Raw genomic sequence first — 21,713 nt, 5'->3', positions numbered from 1 at the left:
GAGGTGCTACCATTTGAGTGAAGGAGGACGTTGTCCCGTAAGGCGATGCGTTTTCTTTAAGTCACTGTTCCACGCAGGTGGGCGAACACCCTGGGAGGTTGAGATGAAGCCAACGGTGGTGGTGCTCCTCTTCGTCGCCCTCGTCGCCTCGTTTTCGGCCGATTTTTCCGGGAAGAGGGGTTACGGTCGTTTCGGTTTCCGCGCCGCCTATCCCATCGCCCTCACCGAGCCCTACCCGCAATCGTTCGAGAACGTCGCGAGCCCTGAGTACTCGACCAGCGTCTACGCGGCCATGGAGGGCGGGGTCGGTTTCTCCGATTACCTGGAACTGACGATCGGGTTGAACTTCCACTTTGCCACCGCGGGGGCCTCCAACGACCTCGGCGAGGAGCTGCCGCATTACGACCTCACCATCGGCGAGGGATCAGTAGCGGTCGGCTTGAACGGCTACTTCATCAGGGGGAACATCCGACCCTACGGTCACGTGGACCTGGGCATTTCCTTCAACTACACCGACTTCGACAACGCGCCGGGCTACACCCGCTCCCTGGCCCCGGCCGTGGGGGTCGGCGTCGGCTGCCAGTTCGTCTTCGGCAAGGTTTTTTACCTGGAACCCTTCGTCCACTACCGCCTCCACGCCAGCGGCACCTACACCTTCAACGTTGACGAGCCGGGATTCGAACCGGTCGAGCATGATTTCCTGGCCACGCCGATGGTGCTGTGCACCGGTCTGGGGTTCGGGTTCCTCTTCTAGCAACCGGTCCCTCTCGATGGCGATCCTTAAGAGGTTGGGCAAGGGGCTTGTGCCCCTTGTCTCCATTGAATCTTGACCAAAGGAGTCGCCCTTTGTATCATGGGGGCCGCGACGACTGCGATGAACGATTCCGTAAACTCCGACCGCACCCCCCGCCTCACCATCGGCGTGCCCCGCGCCCTGGACTACTTCGTCTATTACCCCCTGGTGCGCGAGCTCCTCGACGGCCTCGGTTTCGAGATTAAGCTCAGCACGCCCACCAACCGCGCCGTCCTGGACGCCGGTACGATCTACACCGTCACCGACGCCTGCATCCCGATCAAGGTCTTCCACGGTCACGTGCACTCCCTCCTCGGCGGGTGCGACGCGATACACCTCCCCCGGCTGGTCAAGGTCAGGCGGCTGAAGCACCAGGGCCGGGCCTACCGCGAATCCTTCTGCCCGAAATTCATCGGTCTGCCCGACATCGTCCGGAACACGATGGGGCTGGAGACCGTGGAGCAGCTCGGTCCCGGGGCGCGGGCCCGCCGGTTGATCCGCCGCCGTCTCAGGCTCACCCAACCCCCGCCCCCCGACGGCGTACGCGAGCTGCCCATCGTCCGGCGCGGACAGCCCGACGCGAGCCTCCCTGAAGATAACCCCGTCCTCATTGACATCAACGTGGACCTCACCCGCCGCTTCGCCACCCTCTACCGCGTGGCGAACCAGCTCCGCCGCCTCAAGTACTTCAGCTACGTCCATCTCTACCGCGTTTACCGCAGGGCGCTGCGTTTCCAGCGTCGGTACGAAAAGCTGCTGGGGCTGGGTCTGGCGCCCGACGAGGCGCTGCGCGCCCTGGACAAAGATGGAGAGCCGCCTTCACCGCCCGTCGGCGGGAGGGGCGTTCTGGCCGTGGTCGGCTACCCCTACCTCCTCTTCGATCCCTACCTGGGGGCGGGGGTGGTCAAGCGATTCGCGGAGCGGGGCTACGACGTCTGGACCCCCTGGCGGCTCTGGCGGGACAAACGCTCCCTGGTCCTGGGCGCCCTCCACAAGGAGCGGCCCTTCTTCTGGTATTTCTCCAACATCGTCGCCGACGCGGCGCTCTACCTCATCCATTACGGGGCCACGGCGGAGCAGGCCGCCGGGGAGCGGCTGACTCGGCGGGGGTTCCTGGGTCAACTGCTGGCGAGGAGCCGGGGGAAGCGGGCGGGGGCGCCCACCGTGGGACTGGTGCACGTGACCAGCGCCACCTGCGGCCCCGACGCCTTCGTGGGCAAGACGCTGGAGATGGAGGCGAAGAAGGCGGGGGTTCCCCTGATGATCCTCCAGGTGGACGAGCAGTCGGGCGAGGCGGGCATCCTCACCCGCATCGAGGCGTTCTGCGATATGCTGGAACGGCGCGGGAGTGGTTCTACAGCGACGGGGGACGAAGTTGGGCTCGACTGACACCGACGGATTCGCCCGGGAGCTAGAGCGCTGCGTGGCCTGCGGGAAGTGCCGCGCCGTCTGCCCCGTCTTCGCCGCGGAGGGCTCCGAGGCCAGCTCGGCCCGGGGGAAGCTGAAGCTCCTGGCCGCCGCCGAGGCCGGGGAGCTGGCCTACGACGCCGACCTGGCGAAGCTCATTGCCGACTGCTTGGGTTGCCGGATGTGCGTGGAGAGCTGTCCCCAGGGGACGCGGGTGCAGGAGCTCGTCTTCGCCGCCCGGGAGCGCATCGCCGGTCGGCGGGGCCGCGGTTTTTTGAGCATTTTAATCCTGCGTTACATGCTCCCCCGGCGGGCACTCCTGGCGTCCGTCGCCTCGGCGGTGGGGCGCCTGCAGGCCCTGGGGGCCGGTTTTTTCGGCCCGTTCCGTCGGCGTTCCGGGGAAAACCTGTCGCCTTCCCAGCGCACCCAGCGCGCCCTGTCCGGCGTTTACCGCTTTCTACTACCCCTGGCCGGGCTCTCGCCCCGTCTCGTGCCGCCGACGCTGGCCCGCCGCCCCTTCGGTCTCGACCGCGGCGAGGTGCTCCACGACGCCGGTCCGGGAGCGCCCCGTTTCGGCTTCTTCGTGGGCTGCGCCGTGGACCTGGCTTACCCCGCCACCGGTGAGGCGGTGGTCGAGCTGGCCGAGGTTTTGGGTCTCACCCTCGTCGCCCCGAAGAACCAAGCGTGCTGCGGCCTGCCCGCCTGGGGAAACGGCGACCGCCGGACATCTGCGGCGCTCGTTGAGGCCAACGTCGCCGCCTTCGCCGGTCCTCCCCTCGACGGCGTCGTCACCGCATGCGCCTCCTGCGCCAGCTTCCTCCGCGGCCATTACACCGGCCCGCTCGCCGACACCCTGACCCTCGAGGAACTCCTCGTCAGCCGTCTGGACGACCTGTCCCTCGTACGCGACCCCTCGCTGCGGGTTACATACCACCAGCCGTGCCACCTGGCGCGTTATTTAAAGTTGGATCTGGCCGAGGGGATTCTGCGCCGGCTCGGGGATTACGTCGAACTGCCCGAGCGGGACGTATGCTGCGGGGGGGCGGGGAGCTACTTCGCCAAATTCCCCGAGACCGCGGCGCGGATCGGGGAGCGCAAGGTGGAAAACATCCTCTCCACCGGCGCCGGGGTCGTCGTCACCTCGTGCCCCGGCTGCGCGATGCAGATCGAGGCCGCGTTGACTCGGCGTGGAGCCGACCTCCGGGTGGCCCTGTTGGGGGAGCTGGTCGCCGAATCCCTCGCCCGCTCTACTTCACCACCCGGCAGACGAGGTAGCCGCCGCGCAGCGACAGGGTCCGGTCCCTGAATCGGTCCCCCAGCAGTTTTTCCGCGGGGAGCTCGCGCCGCAGCACCATCCAGAGATTCCCCCCCTCACGGAGCGCGCCCGCCGCGGCCCCGACGAATTTCCCGATCTGGCTGAGGGCGTGCCCCGACCGGTGGTGGAAGGGCGGGTTGCAGAGGACGGCGTCGTAGAGGCCGTTCAGTTCGTCGCCCGCCTCGGCGGCGATGACCTCCGCGTTTTGCAGGGGTATTACTCGCTTCGCTTCGTTTCGGAATCCCGCCAGGGTGGCTCTCGCACAGGCCAGGGCGAGGGCCGACGAGTCCAGGGCGGTGACTCTTCCCGCGCCTTTCACCGCCCCGTGCAGGGCGAGCACCCCGTTCCCGCAGCCCAGATCGAGGACCTTCTTCCCCTCCCACCGTTCCGGGAGGGACTCGAGCAGGGCCTCCGTTCCCCCGTCCAGGGCGCGCCAGGCGAAGACGCCGGGGAGGGAATGGACGACTCCCAGGTCGGGGACCTCGTACGCGGGCCGGGGTTCGGTGTCGGGAGGTTCGCCTCCCCGAGGTTCCGCGCAGCGCCACAGGCGGCAGTGGTAACGCGAGACCGCGCCGACTCGCCCGAAGCGCCCTTCGAGGTGCCGTCGGTAACCCTCGATCCCGCCCCCCTTCTCCCCGACGACGAGGAGCACCCCGTCCCGGTCCAGATGGTTCGCCGACCAGGCTATTCGCGCCCTGCCCCGCTCCCGGTCCCGATCCCCCCGGAGAGTGATGAGCGCGAACGGGCGGTCGGGCGGGAAGCACGCGTGGAGTGCCTCCCCGGGTGGCAGGTCACGGACAGCACCCAGCCCGTCCTCCACGACGACGAGCTCCCGGGATGGGCGTCTGAGGTCGGCCACCAGCTCGGCGGAGCCCAAATCCCAGGCCAGGGTCCTTTTGCCGGGGCTTAACTCGCTTCGCTTCGTTTCCCCGGGATCGCCCAGCTCTTCCACGAGAAGCTTTTCGGACGGTGTCAGCACGGGTTCCCTCCCACCCCATCTTAGCACAGGGACGGGCTTGGAAGGTTTTGGGGGATATGTTAGTATTCCCAATGTTCGCTTTGTAGTGAAATTTATTTCACGAGCACCGGTCTTTGGTGAAGACCTGAACCTACGGAGCAATCATGAGTCCACGCATTACCATGGATGAGCTGCACCCCTTCAAGGTGACCTACATCACCAACCCGACTCAGGATAAACTCCGACAGCTGGCCCTGGAGCACACCCCGGCGGTGATGAAGACCGCCTACGGAAGCCTGAACAAGATTACCTTCAACAAGGCCCGCAAGGCTCCGTACACCTACATCGTCGCCGTCGAGTCCGACGCCGGTCGCTACTCGGGGAAGACCATTGACCCCGAATCCGCCACCTGCCTGATCGAGAGCGTCGAGAAGTACGTCGAGGAGAAGGGGACACTGATTGACATACAGGGCTACGAAGGTCTCGGCCCGCGCGCCGTCGGCGTACAGTGGCTCTACACCCTGGACATAACGAACGTCGCCGCCATGCAGCAGATTCTGTCTTTCCCCCGGGAGATGGTGGAGACTGGTGAGCAGCTCGCCCGGCCCTTCAAGCCCTCTTTCCGCCTGGTCATGACGCCGGCTCTGGAGGCGAAGGGGATGCCCGGCGGCCAGGCCATGCTCGTGGACCTGGACAACTGGACCACCTACGTCATCGGGGCGGATTACTTCGGTGAGAGCAAGAAGGGCGCCCTGCGCATGCTCAACGAGTACACCTACCAGCGCGGCGGCCTGACCCTCCACGCCGGGGCCAAGGCGGTGACCATCGGCGGAAAGACCGTTACCATGGCCATCCTCGGCCTCTCCGGCACCGGGAAGACCACCACCACCTTCTCCAAGCAGGGCGAGCTGACCCAGCCCATCCAGGACGACATGGTGACCCTGTGGCCCGGGGGCGAGATATCCATCACCGAGAACGGCTGCTTCGCCAAAACCTACGGGCTGACCGAGGAGGCCGAGCCCGTCATCTACACCGGTACGGTGGACCCCACCTCCTGGACGGAGAACATCTACGTAAATCCCGAGGGCACCTTCGATTTCGGCAAACAGCGCCTGACCGTGGAGGAGGTCGAACGATACCGAGACATCCTCATCGCCACGAAGGCCCCCGTCGGGAACGTGGAGAAGTTCGTCCGCGGCGAGGTCCAAATAGACGAGGTGGTGGACCAGTACGACACCCCCGCCGACGGTTGGGATTTCCTCGTCTGGACGCAGAACGGCCGCTCGATCATCCCGATGAAGGCGATAAAGAACGCGGCCGACCTGCATAAAATCCCGCCCCTCAAGTACATGGGCATCCTCAACCGCGACGAGGGTCCCGACGCGGCCTACCCGGGTATCATCCGCTTCGTCAGCCCGGAACAGGCCGGCGGTTACTTCATGCTCGGCGAGACGACCAAGACCTCGGCGGCCGGCAAGGAGCGCGGCCGGACCCGCAGCCCATTCACCCAGCCCTTCTTCCCCCAGCAGAACGGGCTCCAGCCGAAGCGCTTCGCCGAGCTGGTGGCCACGATGCCCGGAGTGGTGTGCTGGGCCATGAACACGGGCTGGGTCGGCGGCGACGCCCTGGACGTCAAGGCCGGGAAGGCGCTGAAGGTGAAGATCCCCCATTCCTCCGCCATGCTCGAGGCCATGCTTTCGGGCGGAATCGTCTGGAAGAAGGACCCCGACTTCGGCTACGAGATTGTGGACGTGGACGACCCCGCCAACGCCGCGCTCCTGGCGAAGGTTCCCGTGGAGATATTAAATCCCGTCCTCTTCTTCTCCAAGGCCGGGCGGATGGACGAGTACCGGGCCTGGGTGGAGATGATGCTGCGGGAGCGGCGCGAGTTTTTGGTGAAGTACGACGTGGACCCCGTGATCGTCCGCGCCGTTTGCGCCGCTTACAGCTAGCTTTCGCATAATGAGACAAGGGGTTTAAACCCCTTGCCTTCAGGCGGCCGTCCCCGAGGGCGGCCGTTTTTTTGCCGGGAACCGGCGGCGGTCCGGCTTCGTTTCGATACCGACGGACCGACCGGAGACGACCGTCCCGAGGATGCCCCCGAAGGGGAGTAAGGCCCCGCCTTGCGGAGATAAATTTGCACAACACGTTGACTTTTAGGGGGTTCTTCTGTTATACTATACCCGTAAGTTAGCGGTTTAACCCTTTTTACCCTTTTGTGAACCGATTATGCAGGCCAACGGCTCCAGATTAGCCGTCCACCCGAACCACAGGGGGTTCCGTCGTCTCGTCGTCGGAACCTCGCTTTTGTGTCCGCCGGGGCGCTCGGCTCCCCGATCGGTCACAGTACGGCCTGCCTCGGTTCGCCCAGCTATAAAGCACGAGGTTTTGGTTGAAAAAAGAAATCTTGGTCAGCGTCTCCCCCCTCGAGACTCGGGTGGCCACGCTCGAGGACGAGGATTTGGTGGAGATAATGACCGAATCCGCCGATGCTCGTCACATCGTCGGGAACATATACAAAGGACGTGTTAGCGAGGTTCTCCCGGGACTGCAGGCGGCCTTCATTGACATCGGGCTCGATCGCAACGCCTTCCTCCACGCCGAAGATCTGGTCACCGACGCGCAGGACATCGGCGCCTTCCTGGACGAGGATTACGACAACCTGATTGACCACCGGCGGGGCCGTCGGCGCGAGGTTCCGCCCATCGAGAAGCTCCTCTCCCGGAGCCAGGAGATTCTCGTCCAGATAACCAAGGAGCCCATCGGGAAGAAGGGTCCCCGGGCCACCGCCAACATCACCATCGCCGGACGCTACCTGGTGCTGATGCCCTACGCCGATCACGTGGGCGTCAGCCGGAAAATAGCCTCGGCCTCCGAGCGCAACCGCCTGCGCAAACTGGTGAAGAACCTGCGCGCGGGCGACACCGGGTTCATCGTCCGCACCGTCGGCGAGGGCTCCTCCAAGACGGCCATCCGCGCCGAGATGGGCTACCTGAGCCGGCTCTCCCGGGAGATAGTCCGCAAGGCGAAAAAAACCGAAGCACCGGCCCTGGTCTACGACGACCTGGGGCTGGTGTTTTCCATCATCCGGGACGTCCTATCCGAAGAGGTGGACTCCCTCGTCATAGACGATCGGGAGCTCTACAACCGCATCCGGAACTTCGCCCGCCGCACCGCCCCGAAACTCTCCACCCGCATCGAACTCTACTCGGGCCGCTACCCCCTCCTCGAGGCCTACGGCGTCGAGCGTGAGCTGGAACGCATGCTCCAGCGGCGGATTTGGCTCAAGTGCGGCGGCTACATCGTCATAGAGCAGACCGAGGCGCTGACCTCCATAGACGTCAACACCGGCAAGAACGTCGGCAAAACGGACCTGGAGCGGACGGTCTTCGAGACCAACCTGGAGGCGGCGGTGGAGATACCCCGCCAGCTCCGCCTCCGGGACATCGGCGGCATCATCATCATAGATTTCATTGATATGGAGGTCCAGGGGCATCGCGACGAGGTGGTCAAGCGCCTCAGCCAGGCCCTGCAGAAGGACCGGTCAAAGACCCGCGTGCGGCGGATGAGCGACCTGGGGTTGGTCGAGATGACCCGGAAACGGGTCCGGCGCAGCGTCACGGCCCAGATGACCGGCCGATGCCCGTGCTGTGGGGGCACCGGGCTCGTGCTCTCCGATACGTCCCTGGCCCTGCACGTGGAGAACACCCTCCGGCGGGCGCTCTGCCAGGCCGGGGAATCCACCGTCCAGCTCGTCTGCAACCCCAACGTCGTACAGATTCTCAAGACCCGGCACCCCGCCGTCCTCGACCGTCTGCAGGAGGAGTTCGGACGGGAGATTTCCATGCAGGCGAATCCGCTCCAGCCCTTCGACGAGCTGACGGTCAAAGGGGTGGACGACGCGAAGAAGCCGCGGCGGTCGCGGGGCAGGCGCCGACATGTCCGGAAGAAGAGCTGACCGTGAGCCGTCCGCCGACCGCCGGCGTCATCCGTCTGCGCCCGCACCACCTGCTGTGCCTTGTGGCCTTTCAGGGCGAGGGGTACTCACCGGAGTTCGTGGAGAAGACGCGGGATCTCCAGCGCGCCCTCCTGGCTGACGGCACGGTGATCGAGCTGGTTCGCGGGCCGGACGACCTCTGCGACGGATGCCCGGAGATGAAGGAGGAGTGCGTTTCCCTCGCTCCGGATTCCGGCGTGGACGGGCTCGATCACGCCGCCTCCGCCCTTCTGGGAGTTTCCCCGGGGCGTCACCGGGCGGCGGATCTGCTCCAATCGCTGAAGGACGCCTATAGCGCCGAGCGGGGCTACGAGGTCTGCGGCGGTTGTTCATGGCTGCCCCGGATGGACTGCCCGCGGGTTATCGCAATCCGGCTGAGGGAGCTTTTCCCTGAAAAACCGACCCACGGCGGAGGACCCCGTGCGTAGAGGCGGCGACGAGAGAGGAGTGGCGCTGGCCATGGCGTTGATCGTCCTGGCGGTGCTCTCGACTTTCGCCGCGCTTCTTCTGGCCCTGGCGAACTACGAGATCGTTTCCGCCGAGGACGCGCGCCTGGCCGTCCAGTGTGAGGCGCTGGCCGAATCCGGCTGGAACCTGGTGTTCCGCGAGCTGGCCGCCACCCGCTTCGACGGCCGGTCCACCCACGCCCTGGACGCCGACGGCCGGCTGGTCGTCAACGAGGACACCCCCCTGGTCCCCCAGATCACCAGCCCGCTCACCGGCGAGGTGGTGGCGGTCATAGACGGTCCCGGCGCGAAGGAAAGTCTCGAACGGAACCTGGACGACGGGGCCTACGTCTGGCGCTGGTATCCCGGGGCCGGCTGGAGCTCACTCTCCAGCGCAGGGGTGCCGGAGGAGCTCCGGGTCATCGCCTACTACAACGACCCCGATCGGTTGAGCTTCACCATCCAGGTCGAGGCCACCCTCTACCCGACGGGGAATCCCATCACGCGGCGGCTGCGGGTCACCGGGCGCACCCAGCCCCTCGAACAGTACGTCCTCTTCTCGGCCTCGGAGCTCGCCCTGGCCGGCAGGGCGACCTGGTACGTGGACGGCGCGGTCCACGCCAACGGCGACCTCAGCCTCATGCCCGAGGGGACCAAAGTGCGTCTGGACGGCCAGGAGGTCACCTCGGCGGCCAAGCTCCTCCGCCTGCGCGACTCCTGGGGGCGGGAGGGGCTCCTGGGCGAGGTCCTGGTGGTCGTCCCCGATGAGAAGGAGGAGTCGGGCTTCCGCGAGGTGGAGTGGTTCACCGACCCCCCCTTCGATTCGGAGCACGTGGCGGAGAACGAGGGTTTTGCCTTCTACGACAACGACCCGACCAACGGCATCACCGGCTGCCAGGAGCTATTCGCGGGGGCGGTGCGCGACGGATTCATGGGCATCGGCAGCTTCCAGCCGCCGTTTTTGGCCGACATGGACTACCTCCGGCCCCAGGCCGCCTACGCCATCTTCACCGACGGCGCCGTGGTGACCTGCCTCGACGCCGACGGGGCGTACTACGCCGAGCCGCTGGCCGCGGTGGAGCGGAAGACCTTTCTCAATCCCGCGACGGGCGGGAACACGGACCTCCTGGAGCTGGACCTCGCCAGGCTGGCCGATCCCAACGGCGACGGCGATTTGAAAGATTCCCTCTGGCCCGCCAACGGCATCCTCTACGTGGGCGGCGACTGCCGCCTGAAGGGCGCGCGAGGCCTTCCCGCCGACCTGGCCCTTCTGTGTTCCGGCGACCTCTACCTCCAGGGCGACGTCAACGTCGAGGCGCCCCGCCTGCTGGAGCTCGTCGCCCCCCTGGGTAGAATCTGGCTCCTGTCGGAGAACTGGAAGGACGAAAACTCGGCACTCCCCGTCGAGCGGCGCGTGCCCACGCCCCTGCGCGTGGTGGCGGTTCTGGTGGACGGCCAGCCGGTTGTGTCCGAGGCGGGTTTCGCCGGCGGCGAGGGGACGGCTCCTCCGGCGGCCCTGCCGCTTTTAGAAGCCTGGGGGCCCGCGGCGGAAATCAACCTCGAAGGCGCCTGGATTCACCTCCGCACGGCCGTCATGGCCCCGCTCGGCTCACCGCCCAAGGAGGGTCAAATCGCCTGGCTCACCGCCGAGGCCTACACCCCGCCTTTCATCCGGCTGACCTACGACCGGCGGCTCGAATCGCAACGGCTGCCGTTCCCGCTCACCGGCGCGCGCATCACCGCCTGGCAGCGGGTGACGGAGTAAGCTCGGCTCCGCGGTGGCGAAGCGGTTTCCGTGCTCGACCAAGGGGAATAAGTTAAAGCTGATACCTCGGACATGAGGGGATACCATGCGTAAAAATGCCGTTATTTGCCTTCTGATAGCCTCCACCGCCCTGGCCGCGCCCAAGGTAAAAATCGCCTTCATGGGCATCGAGCCCAGCGGGGTGAGCGAGTCCGTGGCCTCCGGCGTTTCGGTCAGCTTCCTGAATGCGCTCATCAACACGCACCGCTTCGAGGTCGTCGAGCGGGAGCGCCTGGAGGCCCTGATGGAAGAGCAGGGGCTGGCGCTTTCCGGCTGCACGACGACGGAGTGCTTCGTTAAGGTGGGTCAACTGGCGGGCGCCCAGAAGGTGATCGTGGGACAAGTCGCGCAGGTGGGCGGGTCCTATGTCGTCAGCGTGAGGGTGGTGGATGTCTATTCGGGCCGGGTGGAGCAGTCGCTTGCCGAGAAATCGGGTAATTTGGAGGGCCTGTTGACGGTGGCTGATTCACTGGCCGTCCAGTTGTCCGGAACCATTTCGGTAGAGGGCACCGTGGTTTCGGTTTCGGGAAACACCATTAAAACCGATCTCGGAAGCCAGGAAGACATCAGCGTGAACGACATGGTGTACCTGGTGCGGTTGGGCGAAGAGTTTTATCACCCCGAGACCGGCATGTTCCTCGGCCGCGACGTCGAGGAACTGGGCGAGGCGAAAATCACCAAGGTGCTGGCCGATGAGCTCTCCGAGGCGGTCCTGGAGGGTGCGTTTTCGGTGGTCGTCGGGGACAAGGTGCGGCTTGTAAAACTGGTCAGTATATCGCCGGTTGCCGGTTCCTCCGGCGCGGGCCGCATCGCCTTTTTCTCCGACCGCGACGGGGACTATGAAATCTTCGTGATGGACGCCGACGGGCGCAACCAGACCAATTTGACCAACAACACCTGTCATGACTGTTTTCCCGCCTGGAGTCCCGACGGCCGCCGCATCGCCTTTACTTCTAGCCGCGACGGGGACAATGAGATCTTTGTGATGGACGCCGACGGGGGCAACCAGACCCAGTTGACCGACAACGACAGCGATGACTTCTGGCCCGCCTGGAGTCCGGACGGCCGCCGCATCGCCTTCTGCTCCGACCGCGACAGGGACGAAGAAATCTTCGTGATGGACGCTGACGGGAACAACCAGACCCAGTTGACCTTTAACGATGATTGGGACGAATATCCCGCCTGGAGTCCGGACGGCCGCCGCATCGCCTTTGCCTCCTACCGCGACGGGGACTATGAAATCTTCGTGATGGACGCCGACGGGCGCAACCAGACCCAGTTAACACATAACGAAATCAGCGACATGTATCCCGACTGGTGCCCGGTGGAGTAGGCCCCCCTCCCTAGCCCTCCCCCAGAGGGGGGAGGGGAAATAAGGTAGCCCTCACCCCCATCCCCTCTCCCACAGGGAGAGGGGGAAGAAATCAGGGGGGAGGGAACGTAAGGAGTCATGTGTCTGTACGTTTCGATAACCGCAAGGCCGACGAGCTCCGGCCCGTCAAGTTCACCCGCAACTACATCGAGCACGCCGAGGGCTCCGTCCTCGTCGAGTTCGGCGGCACCCGCGTGGTCTGCACCGCCACGGTGGAGCAGGGCGTCCCGACCTGGCTCAAGGGCGCGGGCAAAGGCTGGATAACCGCCGAGTACGCCATGCTCCCCCGTTCCACCGGTCAGCGGAGTAAGCGGGAGAGCTACGGCCGTCCCAGCGGACGCTCCCTGGAAATCGGCCGCCTGATCGGGCGCAGCCTCCGGTCGGTGACCAGGCTCGAGAAGCTGGGCGAGCGCACCGTCACCATAGACTGCGACGTGCTCACCGCCGACGGCGGCACCCGTACCGCGGCGATAACAGGCAGTTGGCTGGCCCTGCACGACGCGCTGGTCTGGCTCGGCGGCGGCGAGGAGACGGGCGCCCTGCCCATCAGCGACCACGTGGCCGCGGTGAGCGTGGGGGTCGTGGCCGGGGACGAGCTTCTGGACCTCTGCTACCGCGAGGACGTGGCCGCCGACGTGGACGCCAACGTGGTGATGACCGGCGCCGGGAACCTGATCGAGGTTCAGGCCACCGCCGAGGGCAAGCCCTTCGACCGCGCCTGCCTCGAACGCCTGCTCGATCTGGCCACCAAGGGGATCAACGAGCTGGTGGAGCTCCAGCGTAAGACCCTGCAAGGATAACCGATGTCCGACGCGGAGAACGAGCTGTCCTGGTGGGTGTACCCCCCGGCGCTGTACCCCTGGCGGGCCCTGGCCGGGATCGCGGTCCTGAGCCTGGTGGTCGTCTTCCTCATCTACTACGCCGGCGGTCCGACGGTGGGGATTGTCGGCGGAGCGGTCATCTTCTTCGTCCTCAACGGGTTTTTCCTGCCCTCGAGCTACTCCTTCGACGGCGAGGGCCTGGTCTGGCGCCGGCTCTTTTTCCGCTTCAAGCGGCCCTGGAGCCACTTCCGCTGCTACTACGCCGACCGCTTCGGGGTGATGCTGACCCCGGGCCATCGGCCGAGCCGGCTGGACCCCTGGCGCGGCGTGAACCTCTGGTTCGGGCCGGCCAACGACGAAGAAAATCCGAAAGGCACGAACCGAGACCAGGTGCTGGCCTTCGTCAAGCGGTACGTGAAACCCTACCGTCCCCCGTTGGACCACCGGGACGTTCTGGGTTGATCTCCCCCGTTCCCCGGCGGAGCGGGACCGGAAAGAGCCGAACATGGTGGGCATTGGAGGAGCGAAGCGTTTCGAGTGGCGGGCGTCGCCCCCCGATTGGCGGGGTCGGCACCGCATCTGCCGCGAGCTCCTCATCCACTCGGTCACGGCCCAGGTGCTCCTCAACCGCGGCATGAGCAATCCCGCCGAGGCCTTCTCCTTCCTCTACGGCGCCGTCCACCACGACCCGTTCAAGTTCCTCCATATGGAGACGGTGGTCAACCGGATCACCCGGGCGGTGGATGACGGCGAGGGCATCTTCGTTTTCGGGGACTATGACGTGGACGGCATCACGGGCACGGTGGCGCTGGTGGACTTCCTCAGCCGCATCGGCGCCCGCGTCGGCCACATGGTCCCCAACCGGCTGACCCAGGGGTACGACCTTTCCCCCAAGGTGGTGGCCGAGACGAAGGCCGCCGGGTACGGTCTCCTCGTGACGAACGACTGCGGGGTCACCGCCCACGAAGCCGCCCGGCAAGCCCGAGAGCTGGGGCTGGACCTCATCATCACCGACCACCACCTCCCCGACGAGAAGCTGCCCGATGCCCTGGCCATCATCAACGGCAACGTCGGCGGGTCCGGTTACCCCTTCTCCGGCCTGGCCGGAGTGGGGACCGTCTACAAGGTCATCAGCGCCCTGTCCAGGACCCTCGGTCGGGGGCCGGATCCCGAGGATTACCTGGACCTCGTCGCGCTGGGAACGGTGGCCGACGTCTCGCCCCTGGTGGATGAGAACCGCGCCCTGGTGGTGGCCGGACTGGCTCGGATGAACAGCATCCCCCGCCTGGGGCTGGCCGCGCTCATAGACTCGGCCGGACTGGGGGGGAGGCGGATCGGGGCGAAGCAACTCTCCTACGTTCTGGCCCCCCGTCTCAACGCCGCCGGTCGCATCGCCACCGCCGAGGTCGGGGTGGAGCTCCTGCTCTCCGAGGACGCCGACGAGGCCTACCGGCTGGCGATGCGCGTGGAGTCGCTCAATCGCCAGCGGCGGTTGATCGAGTCCGAGACGACCCGGGAGGCCATGGCCCTGGCCGAGGACGACATCGCCTTCGAGGAGGTGCCGGTCATCGTCGTGGGGAGCAACGACTGGCACCCGGGTGTGGTGGGGATAGTCGCCGCCCGGCTGGCCGACCGTTTCGCCCGCCCGGCGCTGGTCTTCGGCGAGCTGGGCCGCGGCTCGGCCCGGGGGTACGGCGATTTCGACGTCATCGGCGCCCTGGACGAGTGCGCCGACGTCATCGAGGATTACGGCGGCCACCTCCACGCCGCCGGTGTCCGTATAAAGTTTCCCAACCTGCCGGAGCTCCGGCGACGGATCAACGAAATCGCCCGGCGCAAGCCCATCGCTCCCCACCCGCTCCTCGAGATTGACGCCGAGCTCCGCCTGACCGCCATCAACGAGCAGCTCCTGTGGGAGATTGAGAGGCTCGATCCGTACGGCATCGGCAACCCCGAGCCGGTGTTCCACGCCGGTGGGGTCATGCTGGCCGACGAGCCCCGGGTCGTGGGGAAGAACCACCTCAAGCTCGTTCTCACCCAGGACGGCGCGTCGTTGGAGGCCATCGCCTTCGGGCGGGCCGATCTGGCCAGTTACCTGCCCCGCGCCCGTCCCTTCGACATCGCCTACCACCTGGAGCGCAACACCTTCCATGCCGGCTCCAACATCCAGCTCAGGGTGCTGGATTTCGACCTGGAGGAGCGTGTGGAGGGCGATCTCTCCTGTGTGTCCGTGGACGACCGTCGCGATTCGGGGGTCACGGACGACCTCTTGGAGATGGTGGCCGCGGGGCCGACGGTCATCTACGCCGGTTCGAACCGCCGCAGGACCATCCAGCGCTTCCTCGCCCTGCACGGGTATCTCCCCGCCACCGTCCCCACCGACTTCGACGACCGGCACTACCTCTTCTGGGAGACCCTGACCATCGGCGGATTCAAGGCCCTCCCCGAGGCGTGGGCCTGTGTCTGCGATCCTTTCGACAATCACTACGACGCGATTCTGTTGCGGGAGCTGGGTCGGATCGTCCGGAACCTGCACGTGGTCCTCCTCTACGAGCGGCACGACCTCAAGGAGTGGCACCGCAAGGCGCTGGACCGAGTGCGTCTGGCGGAGATATACCGCGACCTGCCCAAGGACGGGCCCTTCAACGACGACATCATCGTCCAACTGAGCGGCCGGTGGCTGACCCGGGGAGAGGCCCGGCTGGCCCTGAGCATATTCTTGGATCTGGGGCTCCTGACCCGCCGGAACGGCAGCTACGAATTGGTGTCGGTGCAGGACCGGCGGGACCTCACCAAGAGCTTCACCTACCAGCGCCTGGTGCGTTTCGGGACCGAGGGGCGCCGCTTCTTCCGCCAGCAGATGGAGCTCGAGGGCCAAGAACTCCTCCAGCTCCTGTTGAACATCTGTAGCACCGTCGGCTAGGACGGCCTTTCTTGCGTGGACTGACGCTTTTATCCATCGCTCTTGCCAATCTCGCCGCCGGTCAGGCGGTCGTCTCACCCCACGGCGAGCTCATCCCGCCGATTTCGGGCCCTCCGTCCCCCGCCGCCCAGGATTACTCGCCGGCGCCCTACTCCGACGAGGTGGCGGCGCTGGTGGACCTCGTAAACGCCGGGGATGTCGAGGACGCCCTCGACCTCGTCCTCGCCGAGGATACCCGCTTCACCCCAACCGAGGGTTGCTTCGACACCGGCGCCTCGCTGACCGCCTCCCTGCTCGCCTGGGGCTACGGGGTGACCGAGGATTCCTTCTTCACCACGCTGGTCTTCTCCGACGCGGATTCCGCTGGGGAGGACCTGTGCGCCGTGGGGCAGGCCGGGCTCATCTACACATCCTCCGACGGTGGCGTCGTCTGGACGCGCCGGGACGACGGGTCCGATCCATCGAGCCTCTACGAGGTGGCCTACGCCGCCGACGACCCGTCGAAGGTCTCCGCGGCCGGTTCCTCGGGGACCTTTCTCACGAGTGCCAACGGCGGGGCGACCTGGACGGCCTTCGAGCTTCCCGGCGAGGGCTCCTTGACCGTCACCGCCCTCGAACGGCCGTCGGCCGGCGTGATCTACGTCGCCGGCTACACCCCCGACGGGATGGCGGCCCTGAAGAGCACGGACGGCGGCGCGAGCTGGAATTATCTGGCCCACGGCTTCCCGGCCGGCGCCACCTGCTTCGGGATGTTCTTCCTCGACGAGGATACGGGCTGGCTCTGCGGCGGGACGACCGGCTCGCCGTATCGGAGCTGCATCTCCCGGACCACGGACGGCGGGGAGACCTGGGAGCTCTGGTCGGCCGTCGGCCCGCTCGTCGTCAACCTGTCCTTCGCCGACGCCGACACCGGTTTCGCCGTGGGGAACGACTACGAGACGATTTTCAGAACGACCGACGGCGGAGCCAATTGGGAAACCGTCCACAGCTTCGACGGACCGGATTACGAGTACCTGGGCGATGTCGAGGCGCTGTCGGTGACGAACGCCGTGGCGGTGGGTTACGGGGGCTGTGTGCTCTCGACCGACGACGGGGGCGATGTGTGGGGATACCTGCGCGAGCCGTCCGACGAGCCCGACTGGGGGCACCGGACCGCACTGACGGTCGTGGACCCCGAACGCTGGTTCGCCGCGGGCTACGGCGCCTTCGAGCGCACCGACGACGGCGGGATTGGTTGGTACAACGGAATCGCCGAACTGGGCCTGCCGCCGGCGGTGAACATCTACGCCTTCAAGACCGGCGCTTCGGCGGAGCCCGGCCCGCTGATAATCGCCCCGTACGACTGCGCCTCGGAAAATCCGTGGTTCGACGCGCCGGGGGCCGACGCCAACGGCTCGGGGACGGCGGCGGCGCTCGTCGCCGCGAAGGTGCTGGGCGCCCTGGAGACCGGGCGTAACCTGGGCTTTCTCTTCACCGCCACCCGCTATTCGGGGGGGGATTTGGGCCAGTCCGGCGGTCGCAGGTTTTTAGCGAAAAACCCCGGCTTCGAATGCCGGGCGATTCTCGACCTGGAGGCGGTGGGCTACGCCAACGACGCGAACCGGGACCTCCTCCTGACCGGCAACGTCCCGGGAGAGGAGCTGACGGACGCCGTCTACGGCTACGCGCACGACTACGTCCCCGGACTCACCCTCTACCGCACGACCAACGGCTTCGATTTCGGGCACGACCACGGCGCCTTCTGGGACGCCGGCTTTCTGGCGGTGCTCCTCGGCGAGTACTATCCCGAGGAGGACGAGCGGAACTACAACATCGGCACCGTCCACGACACCCGCGACACCCTGAGCCCGGGTCAGATGCTACACGCCGCCCGGCTCGCCACGGCCTTCGCCGCCGCCGAGGCGCTCTTCGCCGACGAGGTGGCCCTGGAGCCCCGCGACCCCTACGTTTTCCCCAATCCCTTCCGGCCCGGGCGGGGGCACACGACGCTCACCTTCGCCGGGATGCCGGCCGGCGGGCTGATTCGGGTGTACGATATTTCGGGTTCGCTGGTCTACGAGGGGACGGCCGACGAGGGGCCCTACGTCGAGGACGGCCTGGCCACCTGGCGGCACACCTGGGACGCGACCAATTCCAGCGGCGTCCCCCTGGCGGGCGGCGTGTACATTTATTACGCCCAGGGTCCGCGCGGCGACGCCGTGGGCAAGCTGGCGGTGATTCCCTAAAGAGGCTCGCGTGACTGATTACCGGCCCACCATCGCCTTCGAGGTTCACCTTCAGCTGGACACCGCGAGCAAGGCGTACTGCGGCTGCGCCGTCGTCTTCGGCGCCGAGCCCAACACGGTCGTCTGCCCGGTCTGCACCGGCCAGCCCGGCGCGCTCCCCGTCCCCAACCGCGGCGTGTTCGAGAAGGCCGTCCGCGTGGCCCTGGCCCTGGGCTGCGAGATTGCCGAAAAAACCCACTTCGACCGGAAGAACTACTTCTACCCCGACCTGCCCAAGGGTTTTCAGATAAGCCAGCACCCGGTGCCCGTCGGGCGCGCGGGCGAGCTCCGCTTCCCCGCCGAGCGCTACGGCGAAGAGGCCGATGCGGTCGTCAAAATCAGCCGGGTGCACGTGGAGGAGGACACCGCCAAGGCCGTCCACGATTCCAAGGGCGACACCCTGATTGACTTCAACCGCTCCGGGGTGCCGCTCATGGAAATCGTCACCGAGCCCTGCATCCCCACTCCCGAGATCGCCCACGCCTACCTCCTGGCGCTGAAGAACACCCTGGAGTACCTGGACGTCTCCTCGTGCAGCATGGAGGAGGGCTCGCTGCGGGTGGACACCAACATCTCCGTGGCGCCGGCGGGTTCGAAGAAGCTGGGGACCAAGGTCGAGGTGAAGAACCTGAACTCGTTCAAGGCGGTCAAGGCGGCGCTGGAGTACGAGTTCGAGCGGCAGACGGGGATTCTGGCCTCGGGGGGGAAGGTGATTCAGGAGACGCGGCACTGGGACGACCGCGAGGGGACGACGCTGCCCGGCCGGGTGAAGGAGGAGGCGATGGATTATCGCTACTTCCCCGAGCCGGACATCCCGCCCTTAAAAATTCCGCGGGAGTGGGTGGAGGAGATACGGGAGAATCTGCCCGAGCTGCCCCAGCGGGCGCGCGAGCGTCTGCACGCCGCCGGTCTCTCGGGTTATGACGCCTGGGTGCTGGTGGCGGAGCGGAACCGGTTGCGCTACTTCGAGGCGGTCGTCGCGGCCGACGTTCCCGTAAAAGCGGCCGCCAACTGGGTCAACGGCGACCTTGCGGCGCTCTCGAAGGAGGAGGGCCGCGGCTTCGGCGACTGCCCCCTGCCGTCCGACCAACTCGCCGAGCTCATCGAATTGGTCGAGGGCGGGAAGCTCAGCGGGAAGGCGGCAAAGGAGGTCCTGGGACGGGCGTACAGGGGCGAGGGCTCGCCGGCGGAGCTCTTGGAAAAGCACGGCCTGGGGCAAATTTCCGACGAGGACAGCATCGAGGAGGCGGTCCGACGGGTCATCGCCGAGCACCCCGCCGAGCGCGAGGCGTACCGGGCGGGCAAGGTGCAGTTGGCGAAATTCTTCGTGGGGCAGGTGATGAAGGTCACGCGGGGCAAGGCCGACCCCGGCCTGGTCAACGAGCTGGTGGAGCGGCTGCTGGTCGAGTAGGGATGATACACCAGGGTTCGTGTTCAACGTAGGGCGGTCCCTGGAGCGGGCCGCCGCGTTCTCTACGTTCCAGGCCCCGACCCTCACCCTAGCCCGTCGGCGTGCCGCTCCCTAAAAGGGAGAGGGGATATGCGGCAGCCCTCACCCCGGTCCGTGCGTCTTTGCGCCGACGTAGGGGCCGACCGACGGCGCGCCGTTTAGGTCGGCCCGTGGGCGACCGTGGAGGACTCGTCCTACCGGTCGCCCCTACGGATCGGGTTCGCGGCGCTTAGACGTAGGGGCGGGTGTCCACACCCGCCCGATATTCAACCCCCACCCAGCCAACGAAATGTGTAGGGCGGCCCCTCTGCGGGCCGCCGTGTGTTATATAAGGTAGCCCTCACCCTTTATCCCTCTCCCACGGGGAGAGGGAAGCCGTTCTTTTATCTACGGAAGGCGATGAGCTTGGGCTCGGTGAGCTCCTCGAAAACGTAGCGTGTCCCCTCCCGGCCCATCCCGGAGCCCTTGACGCCGCCGTAGGGCATGATGTCGGCGCGCCAGGTGGGCGACTCGTTGACGAGCACCGCGCCGGCCTCCAGCTCCTCCGCCGCCCGCAGCGCCGCGTCCAGGTTTTTAGTGAAAATGGACAGGTTCAGGCCGTAGTCGTTCCGGTTCGTCCAGGCGATGGCCTCGTCGAGCGTGTCGTAGGGCACCAGGCTCACCACGGGGGCGAAAACCTCCCGCTCGACGACCTTCATCTCCAGCCGCACGCCGGCGAGGACCGTAGGTCGGATGACGTTCCCCTCGCGCGTCCCTCCGGTGAGCACCATCGCTCCGCCCGCCCTGGCCTCCTCGATCCACGCAAAGGCCCGGTCCGCCTCGGCGGCGGAAATCATCGGCCCCACCAGCACGTCTTCCCTCGCCGGGTCGCCCACGCCCAGCGTCTCCGTCTCCGCGACGAAGCGGTCGCAGAAGTCGTCGAAAATCCCCCGCTCGACGAAGGCGCGCTGGAGGCTGATGCAGCTTTGGCCGGCGAAACCGAAGGCGCCCCGGACCAGCCGCGGGACGGCGAATTCCAGGTCGGCGTCGGCGGCGACGATGGCCGCGGCGGTGGAGCCGAGCTCCACGGTCAGCTTCTTCATCCCCGCCCGGGTGGTGAGCCAGCGCCCGACGTCGCCCGAACCGGTGAAGGTTATCGCCCGCAGCTCCTTGGACGCGCAGAGCGGCTCCCCCACCTCGGCGCCCCGGCCCGGGACCAGGTTGTACGTTCCGGGTGGCAGGCCCAGGCCGTCCAGAATCTCCGCCAGCACGAAGGCGTCCAGCGGCGTGGCCGAGGCCGGCTTGTGCACCACCGTGCAGCCAACGGCCAGGGCGGGGCCCAATTTGTGCGCGGTGAGGTTCAGCGGGAAATTGAACGGGGTGATGGCGGCTATCGGCCCGAGGGGAATCCGACGGACCAGCCCGAGCATCCCCCGACCCACGGGCGAGGAGTCCAGCGGCACCTCGTGACCGGACATCCAGCGGGGGCACTCGGCGGCCAGGGTCAGCGTCTCGAGGCAGCGCTCCACCTCGGCCCGCGCCAGGGTGACCGGTTTGCCGCACTGGGCGACGAGAATTTGGGCCAATTCCTCTTTCCGTCCCCGGACGGCGTCGCGGAGACCGGCCACCACCTCGGCCCTCCGGTAGGCCGGCCAGCGGCCGTACTCCGCGAAGGCGGTCTTAGCCGCCCGGCAGGCCGCCCCCACCTGGTCCGCCGACGCGGCGCCGACCAGCGCGACCCGCACCGGTCGCACCGGCTCCTCCCCCGTGTAGGGGTTGGTGACGGCGATGGGTTCCGCCTTTCCCGGCGTCCATTCACCGGCGACGTAGATTTTTGCGGGTTCCATGAAGCCTCCCTCGTACCGACCAGCTTCGATTATACGATTTTTGCCCCTCCGTGAAGAAAGGGACCGTCGCCGGCCCCTTTCGTCGTCGCGCCTTTACCCTCAGCGAACGAGGACCAGTCGCCGGGTTGCGCTGTCGGTTTCGGTATCGAGTTTGTAGAAGTAAACGCCGCTCTGCACGCTCGTCCCGCGGGAGGCGGTGCCGTCCCAGCCGAGCGTGTGACGGCCGGCCGTCAGTGTGTCGTCAACCAGCGTCGTGATCAGACGGCCCGACAGGTCGTAAACCGCCAGACGGACGTGCGAGTCCGACGGCAGCGAGAAGTTGATCGTCGTCTCGCCG

Annotated in this window: 16 protein-coding genes; 13 read left to right on the top strand and 3 right to left on the bottom strand. The window is 66.7% G+C overall.

All coding sequences use genetic code 11. The features are described 5' to 3' along the window. Positions 1-103: 103 nt before the first annotated feature. The 3 genes from VM054_04440 (at position 104) to VM054_04430 (ending at position 3,506) form a co-directional block, all read left to right on the top strand. A complete protein-coding gene (locus VM054_04440) occupies positions 104-754 on the top strand; it encodes a hypothetical protein (protein HUT98306.1) in 651 nt (216 codons plus the stop codon). Between the two features lie 120 nt (positions 755-874). Beyond that, positions 875-2,182 carry an acyl-CoA dehydratase activase-related protein gene (locus VM054_04435; GenBank protein HUT98305.1) on the top strand — a complete coding sequence of 436 codons (1,308 nt, stop codon included), beginning with the start codon at positions 875-877 and terminating at the stop codon, positions 2,180-2,182. Beyond that, positions 2,142-3,506, top strand: coding sequence for a (Fe-S)-binding protein (locus VM054_04430; protein ID HUT98304.1), 1,365 nt, complete (start codon positions 2,142-2,144; stop codon positions 3,504-3,506). The genes VM054_04435 and VM054_04430 overlap by 41 nt, the downstream gene beginning before the upstream one ends. On the opposite strand, the gene VM054_04425 is transcribed toward VM054_04430, so the two are convergent. Next, entirely contained in the window at positions 3,448-4,494 is a 1,047-nt protein-coding gene (locus VM054_04425; GenBank protein ID HUT98303.1) for a methyltransferase, read from the bottom strand. The genes VM054_04430 and VM054_04425 overlap by 59 nt on opposite strands. Positions 4,495-4,637: 143 nt before the next feature. On the opposite strand from VM054_04425, the gene VM054_04420 reads away from it, so the two are divergent. The 10 genes from VM054_04420 to gatB all read left to right on the top strand — a co-directional run bounded on the left by VM054_04420 (position 4,638) and on the right by gatB (position 19,511). Next, positions 4,638-6,425 (top strand): phosphoenolpyruvate carboxykinase (ATP), encoded by a 1,788-nt coding sequence (locus tag VM054_04420; GenBank protein ID HUT98302.1) that lies wholly within the window; start codon positions 4,638-4,640, stop codon positions 6,423-6,425. Between the two features lie 440 nt (positions 6,426-6,865). Continuing rightward, complete coding sequence (locus VM054_04415) at positions 6,866-8,431, top strand: Rne/Rng family ribonuclease (protein ID HUT98301.1); 1,566 nt, start codon at positions 6,866-6,868, stop codon at positions 8,429-8,431. A gap of 2 nt (positions 8,432-8,433) precedes the next feature. Beyond that, positions 8,434-8,898: a DUF1284 domain-containing protein gene (locus VM054_04410; GenBank protein ID HUT98300.1), complete on the top strand. Its 465-nt coding sequence runs from the start codon at positions 8,434-8,436 to the stop codon at positions 8,896-8,898. Further along, the gene (locus VM054_04405) at positions 8,891-10,681 is read left to right on the top strand and encodes a hypothetical protein (protein HUT98299.1); all 1,791 of its coding nucleotides are present in this window, start codon (positions 8,891-8,893) and stop codon (positions 10,679-10,681) included. The genes VM054_04410 and VM054_04405 overlap by 8 nt, the downstream gene beginning before the upstream one ends. Before the next feature lie 85 nt (positions 10,682-10,766). Then, positions 10,767-12,053, top strand: a complete 1,287-nt coding sequence (locus VM054_04400) for a CsgG/HfaB family protein (protein HUT98298.1) — start codon at positions 10,767-10,769, stop codon at positions 12,051-12,053. A 119-nt stretch (positions 12,054-12,172) separates the two neighbouring features. Beyond that, positions 12,173-12,892 carry a ribonuclease PH gene (gene rph / locus VM054_04395; GenBank protein HUT98297.1) on the top strand — a complete coding sequence of 240 codons (720 nt, stop codon included), beginning with the start codon at positions 12,173-12,175 and terminating at the stop codon, positions 12,890-12,892. A gap of 3 nt (positions 12,893-12,895) precedes the next feature. Continuing rightward, positions 12,896-13,375, top strand: coding sequence for a hypothetical protein (locus VM054_04390; GenBank protein HUT98296.1), 480 nt, complete (start codon positions 12,896-12,898; stop codon positions 13,373-13,375). Between the two features lie 43 nt (positions 13,376-13,418). Next, complete coding sequence (recJ, locus tag VM054_04385; GenBank protein ID HUT98295.1) at positions 13,419-15,836, top strand: single-stranded-DNA-specific exonuclease RecJ; 2,418 nt, start codon at positions 13,419-13,421, stop codon at positions 15,834-15,836. An 11-nt stretch (positions 15,837-15,847) separates the two neighbouring features. Next, a complete protein-coding gene (locus VM054_04380; protein HUT98294.1) occupies positions 15,848-18,061 on the top strand; it encodes a YCF48-related protein in 2,214 nt (737 codons plus the stop codon). Positions 18,062-18,071: 10 nt separating this feature from the next. Next, positions 18,072-19,511 carry an Asp-tRNA(Asn)/Glu-tRNA(Gln) amidotransferase subunit GatB gene (gene gatB / locus VM054_04375; GenBank protein HUT98293.1) on the top strand — a complete coding sequence of 480 codons (1,440 nt, stop codon included), beginning with the start codon at positions 18,072-18,074 and terminating at the stop codon, positions 19,509-19,511. Positions 19,512-19,933: 422 nt separating this feature from the next. Here gatB and VM054_04370 read toward each other — a convergent pair whose 3' ends face one another. Both VM054_04370 and VM054_04365 read right to left on the bottom strand, forming a co-directional pair. Next, positions 19,934-21,376 (bottom strand): aldehyde dehydrogenase family protein, encoded by a 1,443-nt coding sequence (locus VM054_04370; protein ID HUT98292.1) that lies wholly within the window; start codon positions 21,374-21,376, stop codon positions 19,934-19,936. Positions 21,377-21,475: 99 nt separating this feature from the next. Beyond that, the coding region (locus VM054_04365; GenBank protein ID HUT98291.1) for a FlgD immunoglobulin-like domain containing protein at positions 21,476-21,713 on the bottom strand (238 nt) is incomplete at its 5' end.

The sequence above is a fragment of the bacterium genome (assembly GCA_035528375.1).
Classification (GTDB): Bacteria; RBG-13-66-14; RBG-13-66-14; order RBG-13-66-14; family RBG-13-66-14; genus RBG-13-66-14.
Note: the sequence above shows the minus strand (reverse complement) of the source record. Positions and strands in the feature narration are given on the sequence as shown.

Bases quoted from the DNA above. Each gene is read 5' to 3' on its own strand.
- VM054_04440 (HUT98306.1), top strand. From the start codon at position 104: ATGAAGCCAACGGTGGTGGTGCTCCTCTTCGTCGCCCTCGTCGCCTCG.
- VM054_04435 (HUT98305.1), top strand. From the start codon at position 875: ATGAACGATTCCGTAAACTCCGACCGCACCCCCCGCCTCACCATCGGC.
- VM054_04420 (HUT98302.1), top strand. From the start codon at position 4,638: ATGAGTCCACGCATTACCATGGATGAGCTGCACCCCTTCAAGGTGACC.
- VM054_04400 (HUT98298.1), top strand. From the start codon at position 10,767: ATGCGTAAAAATGCCGTTATTTGCCTTCTGATAGCCTCCACCGCCCTG.
- VM054_04390 (HUT98296.1), top strand. From the start codon at position 12,896: ATGTCCGACGCGGAGAACGAGCTGTCCTGGTGGGTGTACCCCCCGGCG.
- recJ (HUT98295.1), top strand. From the start codon at position 13,419: ATGGTGGGCATTGGAGGAGCGAAGCGTTTCGAGTGGCGGGCGTCGCCC.
- VM054_04370 (HUT98292.1), bottom strand. From the start codon at position 21,376: ATGGAACCCGCAAAAATCTACGTCGCCGGTGAATGGACGCCGGGAAAG.